Annotated in this window: 4 protein-coding genes; 1 reads left to right on the plus strand and 3 read right to left on the minus strand. The window is 60.2% G+C overall.

Translation table 11 applies throughout. From position 1 onward, the window contains the following. Positions 1–603: 603 nt before the first annotated feature. Both BAA01_02980 and BAA01_02985 read right to left on the minus strand, forming a co-directional pair. Positions 604–2,433: a glutamine--fructose-6-phosphate aminotransferase gene (locus tag BAA01_02980; protein ID OUM86591.1), complete on the minus strand. Its 1,830-nt coding sequence runs from the start codon at positions 2,431–2,433 to the stop codon at positions 604–606. A 785-nt stretch (positions 2,434–3,218) separates the two neighbouring features. Beyond that, positions 3,219–4,394 carry an LL-diaminopimelate aminotransferase gene (locus BAA01_02985; protein OUM86589.1) on the minus strand — a complete coding sequence of 392 codons (1,176 nt, stop codon included), beginning with the start codon at positions 4,392–4,394 and terminating at the stop codon, positions 3,219–3,221. 487 nt (positions 4,395–4,881) lie between these two features. Here BAA01_02985 and BAA01_02990 point away from each other — a divergent pair, with 487 nt between their 5' ends. Beyond that, positions 4,882–6,723, plus strand: a complete 1,842-nt coding sequence (locus BAA01_02990) for an asparagine synthase (glutamine-hydrolyzing) (GenBank protein OUM86590.1) — start codon at positions 4,882–4,884, stop codon at positions 6,721–6,723. A gap of 340 nt (positions 6,724–7,063) precedes the next feature. On the opposite strand, the gene BAA01_02995 is transcribed toward BAA01_02990, so the two are convergent. Continuing rightward, positions 7,064–11,668, minus strand: a complete 4,605-nt coding sequence (locus BAA01_02995) for a glutamate synthase subunit alpha (GenBank protein OUM86592.1) — start codon at positions 11,666–11,668, stop codon at positions 7,064–7,066. Between the last annotated feature and the right edge of the window lie 694 nt (positions 11,669–12,362).

Genomic DNA, 12,362 nt, shown 5'->3' on the forward strand with positions numbered 1-12,362 from the left:
TGTATATCATAAAGTTCAAAGCATAGGATAAGTCCCGAATTTCCTGATCAAATCACATCAAAAAATGATTTTCCTTTCGCCTGCCCCCTTTAAGTAACAAACCGTAAGAACGCGATGATCCCATTTTGATTTCCCTACTATGTCAAGAGACAATAATTCATGTCCATCCCTCCCCTCCCCCCTCAAACCCTCTCTTCCCTAGAGCCGCAAGGGTTTTCGTGTTTTGAGGAACCAGTTGGAACGAAATACCAGGAAAATAAAAAGTGTCCATCCAATTGGAAGAAATTAGGTGAAAAGTTGAAAGGGAGCACAAAATCGGAACATTGGGAAATGTCCAAGGAAATCATTTGGGAAAATAAATTGAGAAGCTCAGTCGAAGCATAGCGGGAGGGGGTATATTGGGAAACTGCTTGATAAATCAATATCTTTTCCTGTCCCCTCTCCCCTGTATCACTTTAAAAAGAAGAAAAAGCCCAGCATGGATCAGGGCAAACCCCTACCACGCTCGGCTTCTTGGACACTTTTTATTATCTCTGGACAGTTTTTATTTTCCCTAGACGGGATTTATTAGCTGTCTACAAAATCTCTCCACCCTCCCGCTGCTTACTCCACCGTGACGCTCTTTGCCAAATTCCGAGGCTTGTCAACATCCGTCCCCCGGCTCACTGCGGAATAATAGGCCAACAGCTGCAATGGCACCGCGGCCACCACAGGCATTAAGAACGGATGAACAGCAGGCACCATCAAGATTTTGCCGGCATTAGGATCAATACCGGCCAAATCGCTGCGGGCAATGGTCAAGACCGCTGCGCCGCGGGCCCGTACCTCCTCGATGTTGCTTATCATTTTCTCTCTTAGATCGGGCTGCGTCATCAACGCAATCACCGGCGTGCCCTCTTCAATGAGCGCCAATGTGCCATGTTTCAGCTCCCCTGCGGGATAGGCCTCAGCGTGAATGTACGAAATCTCCTTTAGCTTGAGCTGTCCCTCAAGGGCTGAGAAGTAGTCGAGTCCGCGACCGATGAAAAAGGCGTCGCGCCACGACCGGGTGAGCTCACCGATTTCGCGCACCTCGTCTTCCACCATCAGCGCTCCCTCCAAGGCCTCTGGGAGCCGGCGCAGGACATCGATTAAGTTCCGCCGCTCCTCCTGGCTGGCATGGCCCGTAAGCTCAGCCAAGCGAATGGCCAACAGGGCTAGGGCGACGATCTGGGTGGTATATGCCTTGGTGGAGGCAACCGCGATCTCTGGTCCCGCCCATGTATAAACCACATCGTCAGCCTCACGGGCCACCGAGCTGCCCACCACGTTGGTGATGGCCAGGACGCGGGCACCACGCCGCCGGGCCTCCCGCAAGGCAGACAGCGTGTCTGCCGTCTCGCCCGATTGGCTAATGACGACAAACAGGGTGCGCTCATCAACCAAGGGTTCGCGATAACGGAACTCCGAGGCCACCTCGTTCCAGACAGGCAGGCCGGCCAGGCGTTCGATTAACCTCCCCCCGATAAGGCCCGCGTGATAAGCTGTCCCGCAGGCGACCAGGTGCACGCTTCGAAGGCCCCGCACCCATTCAGGGTCAAAGTGCACGCCGTCTAACACCACGCCGTCGCCGGCCCGGTTGATGCGGCCGGACAGCGTGTCCCGCACCGCCTGCGGTTGCTCATGAATTTCCTTCAGCATGAAATGCTCGTATCCGCCACGCTCGGCCTGACCAGGTTCCCAGTTGACGATCATGGACTCCCGCGTCACCGGCGTGCCATCGATCTTCATCAACTCGACACCGTCGCGGGTCAACACAGCCATCTCTTCTTCTTCCAAGGGAATGACCCGGCGAGTATAGGGCAAAAGTGCCGGAATGTCTGAGGCAAGAAAGTTCTCCTGCTCACCCAGACCGATGATCAAGGGCGACGACCGCTTGACGGCCACGATCTTGTCCGGCTCTAGCCGGCTCATCACAACGAGGGCGTAGGCACCTTGCAGTTGGGCTGCCGCCCGGCGCAGGGTACTCGCCAAGTCTCCGTCGTAGAGGGACTCGAGCAAGTGCGCAATGACCTCCGTGTCTGTCTCCGACTTAAACCGGTGGCCCTTCGCTTTCAGTTCGTCGCGCAGCTCGGCGTAGTTCTCGATGATCCCGTTATGCACCACTACGCAGGTCCCCGTGCAGTCTGTGTGGGGATGAGCGTTCTCATCTGACGGTTGCCCGTGGGTTGCCCATCGGGTGTGGCCGATGCCGATGGTCCCCCTTGGGGGCCGATCGCCCACGATCTCCTCCAAATTGTCGATCCTGCCCACCCGCTTTCGCACGTCCACCGTGCCGTTGTCACTGACAGCGATGCCAGCCGAATCGTAACCGCGATACTCCAGGGTACGCAATCCGCGGATCAGAATGGGAACAGCCTGCTTGGGCCCCACATAACCCACGATCCCGCACATGCTGCCATCAACCTCCTCTCTCTTCCGCCCCACTCCGGTCTGAAGCACACGCATCACTTGATAAAGCGCAAAAACCTCGGCCGCCGGATGGGGTAGACAACAAAAAAATTGCGCCACAAAGCGCCACGTTTGTGGAAATCCGCCTGTGCCCGCACCACAAAGCACGGGCATGATCACCAACGGATCACCAACGGCAGACACGAAACAGGCAACCAAAGGAGGATTCGGAGCAGAAGAAAGAAGAAAGTGGAAAAACGGGGTCAGGCCACCTGGCCCGTATTGTCCCCGGAATCGCTCCCGGGATTTGCCGAGCCGTTCACGGTCGTGGCCAACCGTGGGGGGACCCGCCGACCATTCGACACACCCCATCCTCGTCAACTCGCCTCCACCACGGAAGACGAGTCCTGGCGCTAGCGAGGCAGTACACCTTCGCTTTCCGTTGGCTCGCTGACCGCCGATTTCCGCTTCTCTCACGAATCCCCGTGTTTTCAGCCATGCTGCCGTCACGGTAAACCGTTCGTCATGGGCGTCCCGCTTTCAATCCCTCCTTTCAATGGTTCGCTCACCTGTCCCCATGCCCGACTGCACGGACGGTCTGGGGAGGCGGCTTACGGCACCATAGGCGGTACCATCCCTAATATATGCACCGGACTCCCGACTGTCAACAGCTGGTCCGCAATGCTCGCTTGAGGCATCGCCGGCGGGAGGACATCGTGCACGAAAAAAGCAGGCCCTTCCGCCGCGCGGGAAGGCCTGCCTTGCACAGCGTTCCCTACCTCATAGCCTCACCCCAACAACGCCTTTTGGATCCGGTCAAGCGCCTCCTGCAGCCGTTCTTCCTTGAGACAGAGGCTGATGCGAACATAGTTCTCGCCGTACTGGCCGTAGCCGATGCCCGGCGTCACCACCACCGCCGCCTTCGTCAACAGCAACTCCGCATAGGAGGTGCTGGTATGCCCCTCCGGCACAGGGACCCAAAGATAAAAGGTACCCTTGGACGGCTCCACCTGCAGGCCAGCGGCTCGCAACCCATCCACGGCCAGATCCCGGCGGCGCTGGTAGATGGCGTTCATCTCCCGGATGAACGCCTCGCTTTTGGGATTGGTGAGGGCTTCGACAGCCGCCATTTGAACGGCCGTGAACTGTCCCGAATCGGTGTTCGTCTTAATGATGCCCAGGCCCTTGTAAAGGGCGTCGGCGTTGCCCACTGCCGCGGCGATGCGCCAACCTGTCATGTTGAAGGGTTTGGAGAGGGACCAGAACTCGACGGCTACATCCTTGGCCCCAGGCACTTGCAGCACCGAAGGTGCCACATAGCCGTCAAAGGTCATTTCAGAGTAGGCGTTGTCGGAAACCAGGAGGATGTCGTATTGTTTGCAGAACGCCACAACCTCCCGGTAGAAGTCGAGACTGGCCACGGCTCCGGTGGGGTTGTTCGGGTAATTGAGGAAGAGCAGTTTGGCCCGCCGCGCCACCTCCTCCGGGATGGCAGAGAGCTCGGGCAGGAAGTCCCGCTCCCGGGTAAGCGGCAGGATGTAAGGGGTGCCACCCGCCAGAGACGTGTGCGTCTTATAAACCGGGTAGGCCGGGTCCGGAATCAACACGACGTCGCCGGGATCGACGTAAGCCCAGATGAGGTGGGCCAACCCCTCCTTGGAACCGATGAGGGTGAGGACCTCGAATTTCGGATCCAGGTCAACGCCGAATCGCCGCTTGTAAAAGTGGGCGACCGCCTCCCGGAAAAGAAGGCTGCCGTCATAGTCGGGGTACTGGTGCCAGCGGGAATCGGCCACCTCCCGCTGCATCCGCTCCACTACAAAGTCGGGCGTCGGCAGGTCGGGGTCGCCAATGCCGAGGGAGATGACGTCGACGCCCTTTGCCGTCAGTTCGGCCTTCTTCTTGTCGATCTGAGCAAAAAGATACGGCGCCACAGAAGCGATACGCTGGGCAACCTTGGGCATGGAGATCCTCCTTCACATGTAATCTGTAAGACGCCAGGCGCCTCGAGCAGAAACCCGGGAACCGGCCCGCATCCGAAGTTGTTCCATCCCATATTGTAGACGTAACCGTCGGCTGAGACAGACACTATGAAGGCCAGACGCCGCCTCACGACATGCAAAATCTTGCCTTGCACCTCATTCCAATGTCCCCATGTATATGTCCCCATATCATATAATGCCCCCATTATATCCGAACATAGAAGCATTCGTAAAGACGAATCGATTCCCATTTTCCTCTAATTTCCGCATCAGGCGCAGTCTTCCGTTCGGCTCCGGTATGGATGATCATTTGGCAACACAGGGTGAAGACAGGCACGGCCCCCCCGCAACCCGCATAGGATGCCCAAAACAGGATTGGGCGACCGCCCGGCGGACCGGGACAAGAAACTTGCGGAATCGGGTACCTTCACGGGCCGGTCGCCATCCACCGGAGGAGGTTGAGCCATCCATGTGTGGCATCGTAGGCTGGATCGACTGGAAACAGGACCTGACCGGGCAGCGCACAGTGCTGGAAGCCATGACCGACACGCTCGCGTGCCGGGGTCCGGACAACTGCGGCTATTGGATCTCTCGGCACGCCGCCATCGGCCACCGGCGTCTGACCGTCATCGACCCGGTTGGCGGAGGACAGCCCATGACTCGTGACCGCGGCAAGAACCGGTTCATCTTGACCTATAACGGCGAGCTGTACAACACCAATGAATTGCGTCGTGAGCTGGAAGACCGCGGACACCGTTTCCGCAGCAGCTCCGATACCGAGGTGCTGCTCGTCTCGTTTATCGAATGGGGCGTCCACTGTCTCGAGAAATTGAACGGCATCTTCGCCTTCGGGATCTGGGACGAGGGAGAGCAGAGGCTGTTCCTCGCCCGCGACCGCCTCGGTGTCAAACCTCTGTTCTACACGCAGAAGGACGGCACCTTCCTCTTCGCTTCGGAAATAAAGGCGTTGCTGGCCCATCCCGCTGTGAAGCCGGCAGTGGACGCGGAAGGGCTGGCGGAAATCTTTGCCCTCGGTCCGGCGCGGACCCCCGGCCACGGCGTGTTCAAGGACGTTCGCGAGTTAATGCCTGCCCACTTCCTGGTTTGGGACCGCAGCGGCCTTTACCAGGAATGTTACTGGGAACTGGTGAGCCGGCCCCACGAGGATACCTTCGAAGACACGATTGCACAGGTCAGGGCTCTGTTGGCCGATGCAACCGAGCGGCAGCTGGTGTCCGACGTGCCCATTAGCACGCTCCTCTCAGGCGGCCTGGATTCCAGCGCCATCACCGCTTTCGCGACCCGGGCCGTCGAGCGGAGGGGAACCGGTCCGCTGCGGACGTACTCGGTGGATTATGCTGGCAACGAGCATTATTTTCGCCCCAATGACTTTCAGCCCGAGACGGATGCCCCCTTTGTGCGCGTGGTATCGGACTACTTCGGCACAGATCATCGCACGATATGGCTCGAGACGCCGGAGCTGGCCGAAGCGCTGAGCCGGGCGGTGGAAGCCCGCGACTTGCCCGGAATGGCCGACATCGACGCCTCTGTCTACCTCTTCTGCCGGGAAATCAAAAAGGAAACCACGGTTGCCCTGTCGGGAGAAGGTGCGGACGAAGTTTTTGGCGGTTATCCCTGGTTCTTTCGGGAAGACGCGCTGCAGGCAAACACCTTTCCCTGGTCACTGAAGTTGGATGCGCGCCTGCAGGTGTTGGCCCCCGACGTCATCCGCCACATCCAGCCCCAGGAATACCTGGCAGAGCGTTATCGGCAGGCCTTGGCCAAAGTGCCGCGCCTCGAGGGGGAGGAGGCGGCAGCCGCCCGAAGGCGGGAGATCGCTTACCTGACCCTGACTCGCTGGATGCCGGTGCTGCTCGATCGCAAGGACCGCATGAGCATGGCTGTGGGGCTGGAGGTGCGCGTCCCCTTCTGCGATCACCGCCTGGTTGAGTATGTCTGGAACGTGCCTTGGGAGATGAAAACAGCCGGGGGACAGGAGAAAGGACTGCTGCGCCTTGCCCTTGATGGTATGCTTCCCGGCGCGGTTCTTTCGCGAAAAAAAAGCCCTTTTCCCAAAACCTTTCATCCCGCCTACCTGGCGGCCGTCCGCAATCGGGTGGAGGCGATCCTGGATGATCACACCTCCCCCCTGCGGCCGCTGCTGAACGACCCGGCTGTGCGGGAGTTAGTCCGGGCGGAGGGAGAGTTCGATCAGCCCTGGTTTGGCCAGCTCATGCGGCGCCCACAGCTTCTGGCCTACTTGGTCCAGGTGGACTTGTGGATGCGGCGATACCGGGTGGTGATTCGCTAATCTCCGTGCAATCATGCTGCGGCAGATATAGATATATATGAAACAGCAACCATCCACCCGCTGATCCTCGTCCTTCCAAACAAGGTGCTGGTTCGCCTGCCTCCAATCCCATCGGTTGAACTTAGTCGGTTGAACATATTTGTACGGCATGAAAAAGGGATGGGTACCATTGAGGGTATCCCATCCCTTTTTCCGTTCTTCTGTATCCTTTTTGCCGTTCCTCTGTATCCTTTCCTGTCTCTTCCTACTCCATGCGCTCCCTACGGCTTTTCACCATCCCGGCAGCCGGCCCGTCTTGCGTCCAGCCGTAGCCAACCAGGATGAGCCGCCGACGAAGCCATCAGTTGCGTCCCGAAGCAGCAGCCGTCGACTGCCTCTTCGCGGCGCCGGCTTCCTGGCTCGCCCTTGCCTCCGAAGCCAGAGGGATCACGCGCCAGAAGTGCGGAAGCGCCTCGTCCCAACGCTTGAGCAGGTCCCAGGCTCGCTGACTGCCCGTGCGCTCGGCATGGGCGGTAATCAGCGCCCGCAACTCCTCGGTGGCACCATCCTGCCCCTCGGCAGCGCCGGCTACGCGTTCGATACGCACCGACGGCTGATGGTAACGAAGAGCCAATTGACCTTCAGGGTCGTAAACGAAGACCTGTCCATTGGTCATGCCGGCACCAAAGTTGCGGCCCACGCGCCCCAGCACAATCACCGTTCCCCCTGTCATGTACTCACACGCATGGTCACCGACGCCTTCCACAACGGCGACAGCGCCGCTGTTGCGGACGGCGAAACGCTCACCGGCAGCGCCGGCGCAGAACAGCGTCCCACCCGTGGCCCCGTAGAGTACGGTGTTGCCGACGATCACGTTCCGTTCCGGATCGGCCGGTGCACCTGGCTCTGGCCGAATCACGATCTCGCCGCCCGCCATGCCCTTGCCGACGTAGTCGTTGGCCCTGCCGATCAGTTCCAGGTGCATGCCGCGCACACAGAAGGCACCGAATGACTGCCCCGCCACACCGCGAAACTCAAGGCGCACGCTGTCTGGGGACAGACCCTGGTCCCCGTACCGGCGGGCGATTTCCCAAGCCACGATCGCGCCCACGGTGCGATCCGTGTTGGAAATCTCATAGGTGCGCTGTACCGGCCGAGTCTCTTCGATGGCCGTGCGCAGCTCGGCTGCCATCCGGTGGCCCAGGGTGTCCTCGGATGGCAGCGGGTTGGAAAGCTGCGTGCGGTGCAGCGCCACTTCCTGGTCACCAGCTGCGGGCGCTGCGGGCGCCAAGAGTCCCCTCAGGTCGATGCGGTCGGCCCTCGGGTTGCCCGTGGACCGCTGAACCAGCAGATCCGAACGGCCAATCACGTCGTCCAGGCGCCGGTATCCCAGCCGGGCCAGGATTTCCCTCACTTCCTGGGCGATGTTGAGGAAATAGGCGATAACGTGCTCAGGAGTGCCGGGGAACTTCTGACGCAGTCTCTCCGCCTGGGTGGCGATGCCCACCGGGCAGGTGTTGTTGTGGCACACCCGCGCCATCTGGCATCCCTCCGCCACCAAAGCGGAGGTGCCAAAAGAGTATTCATCGGCACCCAGCAGGGCCGCCATCACCACGTCGCGGCCCGTTTTCAGCCCGCCGTCTACCCGCACGGTTACCCGCGAGCGCAGACCGTTGGCCACCAGCATCCGTTGGGTTTCGACCAGCCCCAGCTCCCATGGCAGGCCGGCATGCTTGATGGAACTCAAGGGGGACGATCCGGTTCCGCCATTGTGCCCGCTGATGACGATGATGTCCGCATACCCCTTGGCCACACCGGCCGCGATGATGCCCACACCCGTCTCTGCCACCAGTTTGACGGAGATCAGGGCTTTGGGGTTGGCCTGTTTGAGGTCATAAATCAGTTGCGCCAAGTCTTCGATAGAGTAAATATCATGGTGCGGCGGCGGTGAGATCAGCGGCACACCGGGCACCGTGTAGCGCAGGCGCGCAATCAGTTCCGTCACCTTGTGCCCCGGGAGCTGGCCTCCCTCACCGGGCTTGGAGCCCTGAGCCATCTTGATCTGGAGTTCCTCCGCCGATGCCAGGTAGGCAGGAGTGACCCCGAAACGGCCCGAAGCTACCTGTTTGACCGCGCTGTTGCGCTCGGTGCCGTAACGAGCTGGATCTTCACCGCCCTCACCGGAGTTGGAGCGGCTTCCCAGCCAGTTCATAGCGATGGCCAACGTTTCATGGGCTTCCGGCGACAAAGCCCCGATGGACATGGCACCTGTCGATAGGCGTCGCACGATGTCCTCCACCGGTTCCACTTCGTCCACCGGAATCGGATCCCGGTCGGAACGGAAGTCCAAAAGATCCCGGATCTGGTTGGGCGGACCCCCGTGCACCAATTGGCTGAAATGGCGGTAATGGTCACTGGTTTTGGAAATCTTCCCCTCCTGCTCACCCTGCGTCTCCCGCACCGCCCGGTGCAGCGCCCGCACAACCTCGGGTTTGAACCCGTGGTCTTCGCCATCCTTCTTGAATTTGTAGAAACCATACCCCTTGACGGCACCCGCCGTTACACTTACGGAAGAACCTTCTCCCTCGGCAGCGTCCGCCTTCGCATGATCGGACGGAACGGACTCGCTTACCTCGTCCGAAAAAGCCAGTCCGTGCCAGTAGAGGATGTCCTCCGCCAGCTCCCTGAAACTGTTTCCGCCTACCTGGCAGGGTGTGCCAGCGAAGCACCGCTCGACCACTTCGGGGGCAAGACCGATCGCTTCGAAGATCTGTGCACCCATGTAGGCATCCAAGGTCGAGATCCCCATCTTGGACATGATCTTCTTGAGTCCGCCCTCGACGGCACGGATGAAATTGGCCTCATTCCCCAATTCCCGCGCTGCGGCCAGCGCCAGGTAGGGATTGACGGCGGCTGCGCCGTAACCGATCAGGGCAGCGAAATGGTGGACGTCCCGCGGTTCGCCGCTTTCCACCACGAGGGAGGCCCGCGCCCGCTTGCCAGCCCTCAACAGCCGGTGATGGACGGCACCGGTGGCCAGCAGGGCCGGAATGGGCGCCTTCTCGGCGTTCGCCCCGCGATCGCTCAAGATCAAGATGGTGCAGCCGGCATCGACGGCCTCTTCGGCCCGCTGACACAATTCCTCCAAGGCTGGTTCAAGGGCATCAGGGCCGGTCGCCGGGAAGAGCATCTCCAGCACCGCGCTGCGAAACTGCGGATCCTGTGCGCCAAGATCTTTCAACCGGGCCAGCTGCTCATCGGTCAAGACTGGGCTTGGCTGCTCGATCATCTGCGCCTGCTCAGGCGCTTCTGTGAGCAGGTTGGGTCGAGCGCCCAGACGGGTCGTGATGGAGAAAACGAGATCTTCCCGCAGGTGATCGATGGGAGGGTTCGTCACCTGTGCGAAACGCTGTTTGAAATAGTGGTGCAGTGGCCGGTGGACATGCGAAAACACAGCATGCGGCGTGTCGTCGCCCATTGAACCGTCGGGTTCCTTGCCGTTTTCCACCATAGGACGAAGGATGACCGTCAATTCTTCTTTCGTGTAGCCAAAGATCGCCGTCAGGCGGGCGGAAGGCACCGATGCGACGGGTGCGTTCGCAACAGTCTGCGCGTTCCTGTCGGAGGCAGGCGCATCCAAGGTACAAATGCCCTGACGCACCCACTCCCCATAAGGCTTTTGCTGTGCCAGCTCGGCTTTGATTTCTTCATCGTGACAGAAGCGGCCCGTCTCAAGGTCGACGGCGATCATCTGGCCGGGTCCCAGTTTGCCGTGTTCGCGCACCCGTTGCGGATCCACATCCACGACACCGGTCTCCGAGGCAGCCACCACCAGGCCGTCGTCCAGAACGGTGTAGCGCAAAGGACGCAGGCCGTTGCGGTCCAGGCGTGCCCCCACCCAGCGGCCGTCGCTGAATACAAGCGCTGCCGGTCCGTCCCAGGGCTCTGTCAGGCAAGCGTGGAAACGGTAGAAGTCTCTGAGCTCCGCCGGCATGTCGGCCACTTTCTCCCAGGCCTCCGGCACCAGCATGAGGAGCGTGTGCCGAACGTCTCGACCGGCAACGGTCAACAGTTCCGCCACGTTGTCCAGCATCGCTGAATCGGAGCCGCCCGAGTCGATCACAGGCCGCAGCCGCTCAAGCGTTGCCTCCGGCCATTCAGGGACGGACAAAAGCGGTTCCCGCGCAGCGATCCAGTTCACATTCCCTTGCAGGGTGTTGATCTCGCCGTTGTGGGCCAGCAGCCGGAAAGGTTGGGCCCGCTTCCAGGTAGGCGTTGTGTTGGTGCTGTAGCGCTGGTGAAAAGTGATGAAACGCGTCTCGAAATCCGGATTACGGAGATCCAGGTAAAACCGGTCCAAATCGTCTGCCGTGAGCAAGCCCTTGTAAACCACCGTCCGGGTAGACATAGAGGCAACGTAAGGGGCTTCATCCCTCACCGGTCTCTCCCCAGAGACGGCGGTGGAACCGGAAGCGTCAAGGTGATCCCAGTGTTGCCGGGCCACCTCCCGCTCAAAGTCCCGCCGGGCCAGATACAAGGCCCGCTCGAAGGGCCGGCCTGCGGAAACCGATGCCGCGCGAACGATCACCGCCTGCCACAAGTCAGGCCGGGAGGCGGCCGCAATGGGGCCGAGGACGGCCTCGTCTACCGGCACGCTCCGCCAGGTCAGAACGGACAGGCCGTGACGGCCGCATACTTCTTCCAGCAGGCGCTGGGCGCGGTCACGGGCACCTGGCTCGCAAGGCAAGAAGCAGACAGCCAGTGCGTAATCGCCCGCAGGCGGCAGCCGCAGCGAACGGTTTTCCAGCTCCCGCTGGAGCAGTTTGTGGGGGATTTCCGTCATGACGCCGGCACCATCACCGGTACGGCCGTCAGCGGCCACGCCGCCGCGGTGGCGCAGGCGGTGCAGCGCAGTGAGGCCGAGACGGACCAGATTATGGGACGGTCGCCCGTTGCCCGCAGCGATGAATCCGACGCCGCAGGCGTCATGCTCAAGTAACGGGGTCCGCCCAGCAGAATCGGTAAAGACGCGTGTGTCTAAGTTGCCATTGGAAGTCGTGTCAGTGAACGAGATGTCACTGTTCAGCATGCGAGAGTAATGACGCAACATGATGGGCAGACCCTCCTCTGTATAGTATTTTTCAATAAAATGGCAAGCCTGTTGCCGGTCCCCTAGGGACTGGCACAGACTTCTCACTATCCAGTTACCTCCTTGACAATGACATATAGGGACATCATGTAGGGACATCAAGCTATGCCGGACGCGGCAACATCCAGGGCAGCTCTTTGGACCGAAGCGTTGCTTCATCTGCGGGGAGGGGGATTGGATCGAAGTGCAGGCCGTGAGGAAGGCTGGCGACAACCGCCATCACGCTGGAGCCGTTCATCGCTCTGGCGTTCGAACTGGCGTCCGAAACGGATGCGATGCCACCTGGTGCACAACCAGGCATGAAAGAAACCATGCTTCTCTCTAGAAAAAATGTTGCATTATTAGTTTGCTAGTATAACACATATCGCTATGAAATTGGAAGCCCCCGCGATCACTCAGGTAAAATCTTACCGAAAGGATTGTGGATCGCTCACGTCAAAATCTTACTGAGGGGATGTGACGTGAGAATGTCTCTACAAAGCCGTCGCGAGTACTTACGCAAAATGCAGGA

It is taken from the genome of Bacillus thermozeamaize (genome assembly GCA_002159075.1).
Taxonomy (GTDB): Bacteria; Bacillota; Bacilli; order ZCTH02-B2; family ZCTH02-B2; genus Bacillus_BB; species Bacillus_BB thermozeamaize.